Annotated in this window: 12 protein-coding genes; all 12 read left to right on the forward strand. The window is 62.6% G+C overall.

The genetic code is table 11. From position 1 onward, the window contains the following. Positions 1 to 16: 16 nt before the first annotated feature. Positions 17 to 1,264 carry a carboxypeptidase-like regulatory domain-containing protein gene (locus MTP16_RS22830; protein ID WP_243514450.1) on the forward strand — a complete coding sequence of 416 codons (1,248 nt, stop codon included), beginning with the start codon at positions 17 to 19 and terminating at the stop codon, positions 1,262 to 1,264. 224 nt (positions 1,265 to 1,488) lie between these two features. After that, positions 1,489 to 3,351, forward strand: a complete 1,863-nt coding sequence (locus MTP16_RS22835) for a WG repeat-containing protein (RefSeq protein ID WP_243514451.1) — start codon at positions 1,489 to 1,491, stop codon at positions 3,349 to 3,351. Beyond that, a complete protein-coding gene (locus tag MTP16_RS22840; RefSeq protein WP_243514454.1) occupies positions 3,345 to 4,634 on the forward strand; it encodes a carboxypeptidase-like regulatory domain-containing protein in 1,290 nt (429 codons plus the stop codon). Before MTP16_RS22835 ends, MTP16_RS22840 begins: the two co-directional genes overlap by 7 nt. Positions 4,635 to 4,665: 31 nt before the next feature. Beyond that, the gene (locus MTP16_RS22845; protein ID WP_243514457.1) at positions 4,666 to 5,367 is read left to right on the forward strand and encodes a CoA transferase subunit A; all 702 of its coding nucleotides are present in this window, start codon (positions 4,666 to 4,668) and stop codon (positions 5,365 to 5,367) included. A gap of 60 nt (positions 5,368 to 5,427) precedes the next feature. Beyond that, a complete protein-coding gene (locus MTP16_RS22850; RefSeq protein WP_243514459.1) occupies positions 5,428 to 5,769 on the forward strand; it encodes a hypothetical protein in 342 nt (113 codons plus the stop codon). Then, entirely contained in the window at positions 5,762 to 6,007 is a 246-nt protein-coding gene (locus MTP16_RS22855) for a hypothetical protein (RefSeq protein ID WP_243514464.1), read from the forward strand. Before MTP16_RS22850 ends, MTP16_RS22855 begins: the two co-directional genes overlap by 8 nt. A gap of 19 nt (positions 6,008 to 6,026) precedes the next feature. Continuing rightward, a complete protein-coding gene (locus MTP16_RS22860) occupies positions 6,027 to 7,439 on the forward strand; it encodes a serine hydrolase domain-containing protein (protein ID WP_243514466.1) in 1,413 nt (470 codons plus the stop codon). Between the two features lie 98 nt (positions 7,440 to 7,537). Next, positions 7,538 to 8,194, forward strand: a complete 657-nt coding sequence (locus MTP16_RS22865) for a 3-oxoacid CoA-transferase subunit B (RefSeq protein ID WP_243514467.1) — start codon at positions 7,538 to 7,540, stop codon at positions 8,192 to 8,194. A 69-nt stretch (positions 8,195 to 8,263) separates the two neighbouring features. Beyond that, the gene (locus MTP16_RS22870; RefSeq protein ID WP_243514468.1) at positions 8,264 to 9,424 is read left to right on the forward strand and encodes a hypothetical protein; all 1,161 of its coding nucleotides are present in this window, start codon (positions 8,264 to 8,266) and stop codon (positions 9,422 to 9,424) included. Between the two features lie 359 nt (positions 9,425 to 9,783). Continuing rightward, positions 9,784 to 11,322 carry a carbon-nitrogen hydrolase family protein gene (locus MTP16_RS22875; protein WP_380287005.1) on the forward strand — a complete coding sequence of 513 codons (1,539 nt, stop codon included), beginning with the start codon at positions 9,784 to 9,786 and terminating at the stop codon, positions 11,320 to 11,322. Positions 11,323 to 11,493: 171 nt separating this feature from the next. Beyond that, entirely contained in the window at positions 11,494 to 12,657 is a 1,164-nt protein-coding gene (locus MTP16_RS22880; protein WP_243514470.1) for a DUF4394 domain-containing protein, read from the forward strand. A gap of 181 nt (positions 12,658 to 12,838) precedes the next feature. Further along, complete coding sequence (locus tag MTP16_RS22885; RefSeq protein ID WP_243514471.1) at positions 12,839 to 13,552, forward strand: SDR family oxidoreductase; 714 nt, start codon at positions 12,839 to 12,841, stop codon at positions 13,550 to 13,552. Positions 13,553 to 13,806 lie beyond the last annotated feature (254 nt).

Consider the following 13,806-nt stretch of genomic DNA (forward strand, 5'->3'; position numbering starts at 1 on the left):
ATACATGTTCTTCTTTATGAGTTACTTCCGCTTATTGCTAATAGGCTGCTTTTCCATCCTTACCATCAGTGCTGCGCAGGCGCAGGGCAAGCTCACGGGCGTGGTGCGCGACTCGGCCACTAACGAGCCGCTGTCGTTTGCCAGCGTATTTCTGGCCAATACCACGCTGGGCGTGACCACCACAGAGCAGGGCACGTTTGTGTTCCCGAAGGTGCCGGCCGGCACTTACGACGTGGTGGGCTCCTACGTGGGCTACCGCTTGGCCAAACAAAGCGTCACCATGACCAAGGAGCCACAGGAAGTGACCCTGAAGCTGGGCGCAACCGGCAACCAGCTGGGCGAGGTGGTGGTGAAGCCCGCCGCCAACAAGCCCGAGGAGTACGACAAATTCTCCAAGCTGTTTGTGGGGGGCAGCACGTTCTCGGCGCAGTGCCGCATCAGCAACCCCGACGACGTACTAGTGCTCTACGACGACTCGACCAAGGAGCTGACGGCCCACGCCAAGGAGTTTGTGCAGATAGACAACGAGGCCCTGGGCTACCGCCTGAAATACTACGGCCTGCAGTTTTCCTTTAATGACGAGGACCGGTCGGTGTTCTACTATGGCCAGCCCGTGTTTGAGGAGCTAAAGCCGAAGGACGACCGCCAGCGCAAGCTCTGGGCGGCCAACCGCCTCACGGCCTACAAGGGCTCATTTATGCACTTCCTGCGCAGCGTGTACACCGACCGGCTCAAGCAGGAAGGCTTCTACACCCAGCAAATTCGGGTGTTTGACAACCCGCGTTACGTGCGCGCCGAGGAGCGGCGCAAGGCCCTGACCGCCGCCAAGCCCAACGGCCCCTACACCGCCGCCGAGCAGGATTCGCTGGACCAGTGGGACAGCCTGGCGCCGGTGCTGGCCACGCTCAACCAGGAACCGCTGCCCATCGACAGCATCCGGCGGGTATCGCCGGGCGGCAAGCGCACGTTTCTGCGCTTCAATGGCGAGTTGCAGGTAGCCTATTTCGGTGAGGCGCCCGACCCGCAGTATAAGCGGCCCATGTCGCCGCTGGGCTACCCCAAAACGCCTTTTCCGGTGGGCCCGCGGCAGGTGTCGCGGCTGAAGCTGCAGGGACGCGAGGCCCAGTTTCAGGCCAATGGCACGCTGCTGAACCCGCTCGATGTGTTCAACGGCGAGTATTGGGGATTTGAGAAAATCGGGGAGTTTTTGCCGGTCGACTACGTGCCCGGCAGCTTGCCGCCGACCGCCGGCAGCAGCAAATAAGCGGGCTTTTATTTCGCCGGCATTCAGCCGACTTCACCGCTGCCATTGGCACACCCATGAAAAAATACCTGAGCGCCTTATTGCTGCTGCCTGCTTTCACAGCGGCTTGTCAGGCACCGGGCAGCTAGGCGCCGCTGGGACAAACCGCCGCAGGCGCGCCCGGCACGTGGCAAGGCCCGCCCGTACGGCCCACCGCCCCGGAGCAACACGTTACGGCGCGGGTGGTGCCCTTTCGGCACCAGAACCGCTACGGGCTGATGACGCCGGCCGGCAAAGTGCTGACGCCGGCCACCTTCCGGCTGGTGCCCCGGGCGCTGGGCCGCGGCCACCTCTGGATAGGCGACGCCCCGCCCGGCGACCCGCAACGGCTGGTGCTGCTGGCCGAAAGCGGTGAGGTGCTCGGCAAGTTCCAAAGCGTTGACAACGTGCCCGGCAACTGGGGCTGGGTGCAGGCCGTGGGGGCGGGCCGCACCATTACCTTGTTCGATTCGCTCGGGCACGTGCTGCGGGCCACCCGCTACGGCAAGCTGGAGGCGCCGCACGAAGGCCTGATGGTGGTGGCTTTGCCCGATTCCATTTTTCCGGGCAATTCGGGCGCTTACCAGGAAGGCCGGCGTAGCCTGATAGATGCACAAGGCCGCGAAATCGCCCCGCCCCGCTACGACCACCTCGAAAACTTTCGCTACGGCTACGCTTACGCATTTATCAGGGCTACGAAAACCGCACCGGCCCGCTCGGGCGTGCTGGACCACGCGGGGCGCGAGCACTGGCTGGGACCGGAATGGGACAAGTCGCCCTTGACTTACCGCGGTGGCTTTTACACCCGACAATCCGAGGACCGGCGGCAGGCCATGGCCCTGAGCGTTGATGCGAAAGAGCTGGTTCCTTTTTCGGCCGGGTTGGCCGCCATCACCCGCGAAGGCGCGGACTGGACGGACTTTGTGAAAGTGCAGCAACGCGACGTTTCGGTGCCCAACCACCCGCGCGAAACCTGGGGCTTGTACGACAGCTTGTTGCGGCCGCTGCTGCCCCCGCGCTATTCCCGCATCGATGTCAGCAATGGCTGGAGCGTGCTTTACGGTTTCGACCCGGCCTGGCCCGCCCGCACCCCCGGCTACGACGACCCGCGCAAGGGCGCGGCCTGGCGCGGGCAGCTGGTGCTGCCCGCCGAATTTAATTCACTGGAAGTGAGCAGCGACAGCCGCTTTGTGGTGGCCGGCACGTATGCGCCGGCCACGCGCAGCTGGCGCTTCACCACGTCGGAGCGCGGCGGCCCGCCCCTGCCGTTCGACGTAGAATCGGCGCGTTACGTGGGCCACGGGGTGTTTGCCGTGCAGCAGCACAACCGCTGGGGCCTGATGCGCGCCAACGGCCAGGTGCTGCGCCCCTGCCAGGACGAAAACCCCACCACTCAACTGCAAGCCGGCCTGTATTACTCCCGCGGCACCGAGCCGGGCGGCCCCGAAATTGCCGATACGCTGGGCCGGACGGTGTTGCCGGCGGGGGCCAACCAGGCCGCCGGCTTTTTCACCCCCACCCTGGCCTGGGTGAAGCGCGACGGCCACTACGGCGTCTTCAGCCTTCGGACCGGTAAGTTTCTGCTGCCGCCCGTTCTCGACGACTTACCCAAGATGCAGCCGGATGGCACGTTTTGGGCCGAGCACGAGGGCAAAACGTTTATTGGCAGCGACGGCGGGCCGCTGGTTACTTTCGACGCGCCCGGGTTTCGGCCGGCCGTACTGGTTGGCCCGGAGCTGGTATTGGGCACGTGCGGCAGGGGCACCGACTGGGCGCTTTATAACCGGAAAGGCCGGTTGATTTCCACCGAAATCGTGTACGTAGAAGGCACTGTTCGCAATGGGTTAACCGCCTTCGCTAGGTCGAATGGCGTGTTGTGGGCCAAAAATGCGGCCGGCCGCTACGCCTTAATCAATGCGCAAGGCCAGTTGCTGACGCCGTTTAAGTATGACCTGTTCCTCGACTTGCAGGAGAATGCCTATCCGTTTTACCGGGGCCTGGGACTGGCGTACAACCAAGACCGGCAGTTCGTGTACGTCGACTGCCTGGGCCGCGAGTATGCATGGTAAGCCCGCTCCGCAGCGCCGCTGAAGATGTAGTGCGATTGACGACGAGTATCTTCGCCGCCGTGCGCTGCTGCCCTGCTTTCCTGTTGTTGCTTGCCGTGCTACTGCCCGGTCTGGTGCGGGCGCAAAGCAGCCTGAGCGGCGTGGTGCAGGATTCGGTGACGCACGCGCCGCTGGCCTTCGCGAGCGTGTTTTTGGCGAATACGACCTTGGGCGTGACCACCACGGAGCAGGGCACGTTCACTTTTCCCAAAGTGCCAGCCGGCACCTACGACGTGGTGGGCTCCTACGTGGGCTACCGCCTGGCCAAGCAAAGCGTGACGGTGGGCACGGCGCCCCAGCAGCTGACATTGCGGCTGGGCCCCTTGGCCAACCGGCTGGGCGAAGTGGTAGTGCGCCCCAACCCGCACCGAGCCGACGACTACCGCAAATTTGTGGAGCTGTTTCTGGGCCGCAGCACGTTTTCGCAGCAGTGCCGCATCCGAAATCCCGATGATGTGCTGGTCGATTTCGACGTGGAGAAGAACGAGCTAACGGCCTCGGCCTACAAGTTTGTGCAGGTCGACAACCAGGCGCTGGGCTACCGCATCAAGTACTACGGGCTGCAGTTCAACACCAATTTCACCCGGCGCGTAGTCAGCTTCTACGGCCAGCCGGTGTTTGAGGAGATGACGGGCAGCGCCCGCCAGCAGCGCCGCTGGGAAGCCAACCGCGCCAAGGCCTACTACGGCTCGGTCACGCACTTTCTGCAAAGCGTACACGACGGCGACCTCGACGGCGCGGGCTTCCTGGCCCAGCGGCTCCGCATTGTTCCCAACAAGCATTTTCCGCGCGCCGACAGCCTGCGCCGCCAGCTGCTGCGCGAGCGCATGGGCGCGGCATTTTCGCGGGCCGAGCAGGATTCGCTGGCGCGCTGGGCCAAGGTGCCGCGCGCGTTTTCAATGCTCTACACCAAGCCCCGGCCGCTCGACAGCCTGCGGCGTGTGTCGCCTGATGGACAGCACGTTTTTCTGCGTTTTGTGGACCACCTGCAGGTGAGCTACCTGCGCGAGGGCCCTGACCCAAACTATCAAATTCGGACCCTGCTGCCGACCAACGCGCCGCTGCCGCCCAGCGACCGGCAGGTGTCGCAGCTGGCACTGATGGTGCCCGAAATTGAGATTCAGCCCAACGGCCAGCTTGCCAATCCGCTGGCCGTATTTACTGACGAATACTGGGGTTTCGAAAAAATGGGTGAATTTTTACCCGTGAATTACCGTCCGCCGGTTTTGCCAGCTGCCAAATAAAAAGCCGCTCCAAATACCCTCATCCCCACCCATGATAAATAAGACTGTTCCCAACGCCCACGAAGCCCTGCAAGGCCTCGCCGATGGCATGACGTTGATGCTCGGCGGCTTCGGCCTCTGCGGCATCCCCGAAAACTCGATTCAGGAGATTCTGCGCCTCGGCGTAAAAAATCTTACCTGCATTTCCAACAACGCCGGCGTCGATGACTTTGGCATTGGCCTGCTGCTGCAAACCAAGCAGGTGCGCAAGATGATTTCGAGCTACGTGGGCGAAAACGCCGAGTTTGAGCGCCAGCTGCTGAGCGGCGAGCTGGAAGTGGAACTCATTCCACAGGGCACGCTGGCCGAGCGCTGCCGGGCCGGTGGCGCGGGCATTCCGGCCTTTTATACCCCGGCCGGCTACGGCACGGAGGTGGGCGAGGGCAAGGAAAGCCGCGAGTTCAACGGCAAGATGTACCTGCTCGAAACCGCCCTGCACGCCGATTTTGCCTTCGTGAAAGCCTGGAAGGGCGACACAGCCGGCAACCTCATTTACAAAGGCACGGCCCGCAACTTCAACCCCATGATGGCCACGGCCGGCAAAATCACGGTGGCCGAAGTGGAGGAGCTGGTGCCCGCCGGCGAGCTCGACCCCAACCAAATTCACACGCCAGGTATTTTTGTGCAGCGCATTTTCCAGGGCGAGCAGTACGAGAAGCGCATTGAGCAGCGCACCGTGCGGGCCGCCGTATAAGCCGAGGTAGTGGCCGGGGCTATGCGAGTTGCGCTACGGATTCGTTTGTTGTTGGTAGCGGTGGTGTTACTCCTGGCCACGGTGCCGGTGGCTTTCGGCGTGTACATCAACGAAACCAGTCCGGCGCCTACTACCGCCCGGCTGGCCGGCCGCTGCACGCGCTACTGCGAAGCCCACACCTGCCCCCACGCCACGCGCGCCAATAGTTCGGCCTATTTCCAGCTGCGGCCGCTGTATGACGCCACCGTGCGGGGGCTAATGGGCGGCGGGCGGCGATGGTACGCCACCGTCAACATCGCCTTCTACCTGGTATTGGTGCCGTTGCTGCTGCTGGGCCTCACGTACGGGGCGCTGCGCAATGCAGTGCTCATTCGGCAGCTCAAAGCCCAGCGCCATGCATAGCCTGCTAACTTGGGGCGCCCGCTTGGTGCATTTCGCCTACTGGTATTGCACCGATTTCATGGTGAATCTGGCCAATCGCACGCACACCTCCTACCCCGAAGCCAACACTTGGGTACTGCTACTGCTGATTCCCGGGCTGCTGACGCTGCTGCTGGGCGTGCGGGTGGTGCAGTGGCTGCAGCTTCGACGCCTGATGGCTGGCCACCCGGCGCTTCGTTCTTCGTCCAGGCTTCCATAATTTCCAGCATTCAATAGCCATGACTTTAGGTAAGAATTCCCTCACGCTGCTGTTGCTACTGAGCAGCTACGGCGCCATTGCTCAGGTGGCCGCCCCCAGCCGCAAGGCACCGGCCCGCAAGGCCGTCATGGCCATGCCGGTGCCTGGTGCCGCCCCGGCCACCATCGACCCCGCTGCGGCCCAGCGCATCGACCAGTTGCTGCAAGAGTACACCGCGGACCTTCCGGGTAAGGGCCCGCTTGCCAAGGTGCTGAAAGATGGCAGCGGCAACGTAGTATATCGTCCCGACAAGCGTGTGCCCGGCGCCATTGCCCTGGTGATGCGCGACGGCAAGGTGGTGTACCGCAAGGCAGTGGGCTACGACGATTTCGTCCAGCAAACGCCGCTGCGAACCGATGCCATCGTGCGCATTGCTTCCCAAACCAAGGCCATTACCAGCATTGGCCTGATGCTGCTTTATGACGAGGGCAAATTCCAGCTCGATGACCCGATTTCTAAGTACCTGACCGCGTTCAAAAACCCCAAGGTGCTGGCCACCTTCAACGAAAAAGACACGACTTACACCACCGTGCCGGCTAAGGGCGAAATCACCATCCGGCAGCTGTTCACGCATACGTCGGGCCTCGGCTACCCCATTATTGGCAGCAAAGAGGCCCGGGCCATTTACGCCAAGGCGCACATTCCGAGCGGTATAGGTACACCGGCAGGCTCGTTGGCGAAGGCGATGGATGCGCTGGGGCCGCTGCCGCTCATGCACCAGCCCGGCGAGCGGTTCACCTACGGGCTGAGCGTGGACGTGCTGGGCCGGCTGATTGAGGTGCTCTCGGGCCAGCCGCTGGACAAGTACCTGCGCACGCGCCTGTTTGAGCCGCTGGGCATGAAAGACACGTGGTTTTACCTGCCCGCTGACAAGAAGGACCGCCTGGTTCAGCTTTACACGGAAGACGCCAATAAGCAAACCGTGTTCATGGAGCCGCTCACGCAGCCGCTGGGCCGCATGTATCCTAACTACCCGAAGGCGTCGGGCGGCACTTATTTCTCGGGCGGTGCGGGTCTGTCGTCCACCATTGATGACTACGCCCACTTCCTGCAAATGCTGCTGAACAACGGCTCCTATAATGGCCGCCAGTTGCTGAAACCCGCCACCGTTGCCCTGATAACGCAGAACCAAATGGGCGAGCTGAGCCAGGGCGGCAACAAGTTTGGCCTGGGCTTCAGCATCGTGACGCCCCAGATGGCCAAGGCCCCGGGCCTGTCGGCTGGCTCGTTTGAGTGGGGCGGCATCTTCGGCACCACGTACTGGGCCGACCCCAAGGCAAAGCTGGTGGCCCTGATTTACACCCAGAAGTACCCCAACACCAACGGCCGCGGCTTGGCCGACAAGTTCAAAACGGCCGTTTACGAAGCCTTTGTGCCGGAACAGAAGCCGTAAGCCGCTTACAAAAAGTAAAATAGAAGGTCATGCCGCTCTGCATGACCTTCTTTAATAAAACATTATAATTCCCCTCCCACCCCGAAACCCCAAACACCATGCTCGACAAACACGGCATCGCCCGGCGCATTGCCCAAGAAGTGAAAGACGGCTCCTACGTCAACCTCGGCATCGGCATTCCCACGCTGGTAGCCAATTACATTCTGGCCGGCATCAACGTAGAGCTGCAGTCGGAAAACGGCCTGCTCGGCATGGGCCCCTTCCCGACGGAAGACCAGGTCGACCCCGACCTCATCAACGCCGGCAAGCAGACCGTGACCACGCTGCCCGGCTCCAGCATCTTCTCCTCGGCCGATTCCTTTGGCATGATTCGGGGCGAACACGTGGACCTCACCATCCTCGGCGCCATGGAGGTGAGTGAGCGCGGCGACATTGCCAACTGGAAGATTCCCGGCAAGATGGTGAAGGGCATGGGCGGCGCCATGGACCTGGTGGCCTCGGCCAAAAACATCATCGTGGCCATGCAGCACGTGGCCAAAGACGGCAGCAGCAAGCTCTTGGCCGACTGCACGCTGCCCATCACCGGCCTGCGCTGCGTGAAGAAAATCGTGACCGAGCTGGCCGTGCTCGACGTGACGCCCGACGGCTTCGTGCTGCGCGAGCGCGCCCCCGGCGTGAGTGTGGAGCAGATTGTGGCCGCTACCGCTGGCAAGCTGGTGGTGCCCGCCGGCGAAGTGCCGGAAATGGTACTCTAGCGCTTGGTTTATAGCAGCGCAGGCAGGTATCTTCGTCATTGGTTCTTCTTTGTATTTAAACAGTTACCTATGCGTCAACTTCTATTCACTTTCTTGGCGCTGGCCAGCACGCCGGCCCTGGCGCAGGTTTCACCCAGCATCGACCGCACGGACATGCCGGCCGTGAGCACGACCACCCCCGTGGATTCGCTGCGGCTCAGCCAGGCTTCGGCCACGTTGCCCGCCACGGCCCCGCCGCTCACGCGCCGGGGGGCCAACCAAACCTGGAACTACGGCGCCCTGGTGGCCACGTCGCAGACGGTGGACCGCTACATTTCCGTGGCGGCCACGGGTTCGGCCATCTATCAATTTTCGTTTGGGGCGCTGGGCGGCGTCAACCGGGCCACGGTGGCGTCGCCCGAACCCTTACCGGTAGCCATCGGGGCGGCGAGCCCCATCACCGACCCGTACCAGTTTTACGCCGTTTCGGCGGCCGCGGCGGCGGTGCAGGACTTCCGCTCGGTGGGCTTTGGCGGCACGCTGGCGGGGCTGCAGGTGCCCATCACCTACCGAAGCCAGGCCGAGCAGGACATCATTTACCGCTTTCCGGTGAGTTTTGCCAGCCAGCCCGATTCCAGCCGCTCGTTTTTTGAATCGCCCGCGGCGGCCGCTGCCACCGGCTACCTCAACCGCAAGCGCAAGCGCGTGAACCGCGTTGACGCCTGGGGCACGCTTACCACACCCTTCGGCACGTTTCAGACGGTCCGCATCGTGAGCAAGCTCATCGACCACGACAGCATTGCCCTCGGCGGCATGCCCGGCCAGGGCTTTGACTTGCCGGTAACCCGCGAGTACAAGTGGCTGGCCAAAACTCACCACGTACCGCTGCTCACCATCACCACCCAGGTAATTGGTGGCACCGAAATCATCACGGGGGTGCAGTACCGCGACATTTACCGCCGCATTGTGCGCCTGGGCACCCGCGACGCGGCCGTTGATGCGGCCTTGAACGCCTATCCCAACCCCTCGGCCGTGGGCAGCCCGGTGGCGCTCAGCGTGCCGGCGGGCAGCGGGCCCCTCACCGTGACGGCCACCGACTTGGTGGGGCGGCAGCTGTTCCAACGCCATTTCAGCAGCCCGGGCCGCGAGCTGGTGCTGGGCGCGGAGGCCTTTGGCAGCTTCCGGGGCGTGGCGCTGCTCACCATCAGCACGGCGCGGGGCACGGCCACGCGGCGCGTGGTGCGGGAGTAACTCGGGGCAAACTGCACCGTTTTGCGCGCTTTTTCGTTTGCTTACCCGTTGGCTGTCCCGGCCAACGGGTTTTTTCTTGGGTAATTTTGCCCGGCTGATTGTTTCGGCTCGGTCTTTTAGCTGCGCTGTTCAGCCTCTTTTCCGCACTTTCGATTTCGATTTTTATGAGCTCTTCATCCAACGGCAAAGCTTCCTCTGCTGCCAATGGCAAAGCCGCGCCCGGCGGCGCCCACGCCAAAAAAATAGCCACGCCCAGCGCCGCACCGCTGGCCGAGCGCCTAACGCCTACGGCCGTGCCGGCCCACAAGCTGGTGCTGCGTACCCTGCGCCGCTCCGATTTTAAGGCCATCAAGGACATCATGGACAAGGTGTATTCCAATATGGAAGGCGCCTGGGCCGCCGATGAGTTTGCGGCCTTGATTCGCAAGTTTCCCGAGGGCCAGATTGGCATCGAGGACAACGGCCGGCTGGTGGCCGCCGCGCTGGCCATCATCGTGGACTACAGTAAGTTTGGCGACAAGCACACTTACGCTAAAATCACCGGCAACGGCAAGTTTGACACCCACGATGATGACGGCGACACCCTCTACGGCGTCGACGTGTTTGTGGACCCTGAGTACCGCAGCCTGCGCCTGGGCCGCCGCCTCTACGACGCCCGCAAGGAACTGTGCGAGAACCTGAACCTGCGCGCCATGGTGGCCGGCGGCCGCATTCCCGGCTACGCCGCCTACGCCAACGAGATGACGCCTGCCAAGTACGTGGAGATGGTGCGCAACAAGGAGCTGGTCGACCCCATCCTCACCTTCCAGCTCTCCAACGAGTTCTACGTCCGTAAGCTCATCCGCGGGTATTTGCCTTACGACTCGGAGTCAAAGGCTTATGCCACGCTCCTGGAATGGATTAACGTGTACTACGAGGAGAAGGAAAAACTCATCGGCAACCAGAAAAGCAACGTGCGCATCGGCATTGTGCAGTGGCAGATGCGCGCCACCCGCAGCCTGGAGGACCTGCTGCAGCAGATGGAATTCTTTGTGGACACCGTTTCGGGCTATAAGTCTGACTGCGTGATGTTTCCGGAGTTCTTCAACGCCCCGCTCATGGCCCTCACCAACGAAGACTCGCCGGCGGTGGCCATCCGGGCCATGGCGGCCTTCACCGAGCCCATCAAAACCAAGATGATGGAGCTGGCCGTGAGTTACAACATCAACATCGTGGCCGGCTCGATGCCCGTGTACGAGGACGGCAAGCTGCACAACGTGGCCTACCTCTGCCGCCGCGATGGCACCGTGGACGAGCAATACAAGCTGCACGTGACGCCCGACGAAGCCAGCTACTGGGGCATGCGCGGCGGCGACAAGCTCAAGTGCTTCGACACGGACTTCGGCAAAATCGGCATTCTGGTGTGCTACGACATCGAATTCCCGGAGCTGGCCCGCATGCTGAGCGACGAGGGCGTGAAAATCCTGTTCGTGCCCTTCTGGACCGATACCAAGAACGCCTACCAGCGCGTACGCATCTGCGCCCAGGCCCGCGCCATTGAGAACGAGTGCTACGTGGCCATCACTGGCTCGGTGGGCAACCTGCCGCGCGTCGAAAACATGGACATTCAGTACTCGCAGTCGGCCGTGTTCAGCCCCTCCGACTTCGCCTTCCCGCACGATGCCATCGTGGCCGAGGCCACGCCTAACACCGAGATGACGCTCATTGCCGACCTCGACCTCGACCTGCTGAAGGACCTGAACACCAGCGGCGCCGTGCGCAACCTGCGCGACCGCCGCAAGGACCTGTACTCGCTGAGCTGGACGGTGAAGAAAACCGACCGTGATGAGGAGCTGCTGGAGCAGGGCACCGAGCGCCTGCCGCGCACCAGCCGCCGCAAGGCGGTGGCGGCGGGGTAATGACTGCCAAAGCCGGGGCGACCTGGCCCAGCACCAACTTTTGAGGAAGCCCTGCGCATTGTTTTGGTGCGCAGGGCTTTTCGTTTACCTTAGGCGCTCGGCAGTGGCCACGTCCGCGTCTGGCGCGGGGGCTGTTGTCGCCCGGTTGAATTCATCCTTTACCGTTTGGATATGCGCACATCTTTTACTGCTCTATTGCTGGCCACGGCCGGGCTGTTCGGAATCCGGCATCAGGCGCAGGCCCAAACTGTGTATGCCCTCACCTATCCGGTCGATGTCCTTAGCTATTCCCTGCTTTCGTTCGACGCGGTGGTGCCGGGCAACCCGGTTATGCGTGGGCGGGTCACGGGGCTGGTCAGCAATACTTATCTAGTGGGCCTGGAGCTACGGCCGGCTACCGGGCAGCTGCTGGCATTGGGCTATGAGAGCAGTCTCTCGCAAGTGCGCCTCTATGAGCTAAACAAGACCACTGGGGCAGCCACTCCGCTTGGCCCGCCCACGGGCCTGTACCTGGGTAACTTATCTGGGGGAATTGGCTTCAGCATCGACCCTACTACCGACCAGATTCGCGTGGTGACGCCCGTGGGCAACAGCTACCGCCTCAATGCCGCTACGGGAGCCATGCTGGCTGCCGACGCGAGCTTAGCGTATGCGGCCACAGACGCAAACACTGGCCAGACGCCTAATATCCAGGCGATTAGCTATACCAATAATTACAGCGGCAGCCCCGCAACCCAGCTTTTTAGCATCGAGAGAACCGGTAGCCGGCTGGTGCAGCACGCGCCCTCCAGTGCCAGTACGCTGGCCACTGTCGGCCCCTTAGGCGTCAGCCTCCCGGTTAATTTCGATTTTGGTATTGCCGCCAATTCGCAGTCCCAGACCAATCAATTGTACCTGATGACGTGCGCGTCGACCGGCCAGTATACGTACACCGCCAACTGGTACCGGGTAAATGCCGGCACCGGGGCGGCCACTTTAGTAGGTACCATTGGCACTCCTGATTCGTTCACCCGCATCGGCAATGTGGCCGTACCCTATACCCTCGTTTCGGCCACCCGCGACCAAGCCGATTTAGCTACGGACTTGAGTGTGTACCCCAACCCGGCGGCGGGCGCGGCCAGTCTGCGCTTCCGCCTGCTGCGGGCGGCCGCCGTGGAGCTGCGCGTCACCGACGCGCTGGGCCGCAAAATGCCCGCGCCCCCCGCCAGGCCGCTAGCTGCAGGCCCGCAGGCGCTTCGATGGGAAACGAGCGGGATTCGGCCCGGGCTTTATGTGGTGCGTTTGCTGGTGGATGGGCAATTAGCGGCCCAGCGGCGCGTAGCCGTGGCGGACTAGGCTCCCGCGCGGTTGCAAAAGCCTTTTGAGCTGGATGTAACCGCGTTTTTGCGTTGCAGGCGTTTACCTAAAGCCTCCGGTTGGAAGGAAACCAATCCGAGTTACATTCGCTGCCCCAATTGGCTTCACCGACGCTGTCGTTCGCTAGGCGGGGCCTTTTCCGCCAACAATCCCTTCATCCATGCGCGTTTTCATCACCGGAGCCAACCGGGGCCTGGGCCTCGAACTCACCCGCCAGTACCTGGAGCGCGGCGACCAGGTGTTTGCCGCCAGCCGGCAGCCCACCCAGGCCGCTGAGCTGCAGCAGCTGCGCCAGCAATACGCCGACCGCCTCGTGCTACTGCCCCTCGACGTGGCCAAAGCCGACTCCATCGCCGCGGCCGCGCAAGCCGTGCAAAGCCAGACCGATGCGCTCGACGTGCTCATCAACAACGCCGGGGTGTACCCGCACGCGGGCTCGGGCGACGCCCACCAGCGCCTGGGCCAGCTCACCCACGACGACGCCATCGAAACCATGCAGGTGAACGCCATTGGGCCGCTGCTGGTGGCGCAGGCGCTGCTGCCGCTGCTGCGCGCCGGCCAGCGGGGCCGCATCCTGAGCATCTCCTCGGGCCAGGGCTCGCTCACCTGGAAAGCCACCGGCGACCCTTACCACTACAGCGCCAGCAAGGCCGCCCTGAACATGTACATGCGCAGCCTGGCCGCCGAAGTCGGCCACATGGGTCTGCTTTCGGTGCTGGTGGACCCGGGCTGGATGCGCACCGAGATGGGCGGCGACCACGCCACCCAGGAGCCAGCCGACTCGGCCCGCGGCATCATTCGCCTGGCCGAGCAGTTGCACGCCGACGAAAATGGCAGCTTCCTGACCTGGCAGGGCCAGCACGTGCCGTGGTAGGCTGCTGAAATCACAGAAGTAATTAGCCCGTTTTGCTGAAAAAGCCCGTTGCGCCTGCGCAACGGGCTTTTTCTATTCCAATGCGTTAATGGGCAATGGAAATGTAAGCCATACAGTTCAGTAAGAAAATCACTTGTGTAGTGGCTACTCACTTACCAGCTGGCTTTTACTAATTTTTCCTTGCATTGCGTCATTTCTTTAGCTGTTCATTTTGAAAATCTGCATCTGATTAAAAATTTTAATACAATCGCGCT

Origin of the sequence: Hymenobacter monticola, from assembly GCF_022811645.1 — a bacterium.
GTDB classification, from domain to species: Bacteria; Bacteroidota; Bacteroidia; order Cytophagales; family Hymenobacteraceae; genus Hymenobacter; species Hymenobacter monticola.